Origin of the sequence: Nonlabens antarcticus, assembly GCF_015356755.1 — a bacterium.
Lineage (GTDB): Bacteria > Bacteroidota > Bacteroidia > Flavobacteriales > Flavobacteriaceae > Nonlabens > Nonlabens antarcticus.
In genome coordinates, this window is sequence record NZ_JADFCO010000001.1 from 1 (window position 1) to 219 (window position 219).

Genomic DNA, 219 nt, shown 5'->3' on the forward strand with positions numbered 1-219 from the left:
AGAACGGAGATGGGAACGCCCAGTTGGGTGAGACGATCAGTTACAGTTTTACGGTGACCAATACGGGAGCCACTACGTTGAGCAACATAACGATTAGTGACCCGTTGTTGGTAGCGCCGAATGGTAGTTTATCAGGCGGTCCAATCGCCACACTTCCCCCAGGTCCAAGTGGCACGGACAATACGACCTTTACTGGAACCTACACGATCCAGCAATCTG

Annotated in this window: 1 protein-coding gene; it reads left to right on the forward strand. The window is 52.1% G+C overall.

Translation table 11 applies throughout. From position 1 onward, the window contains the following. Nucleotides 1–219, forward strand: a 219-nt coding sequence (locus tag IQ282_RS00005) for a DUF7507 domain-containing protein (RefSeq protein WP_194849912.1), incomplete at both ends; no start/stop codon positions are given.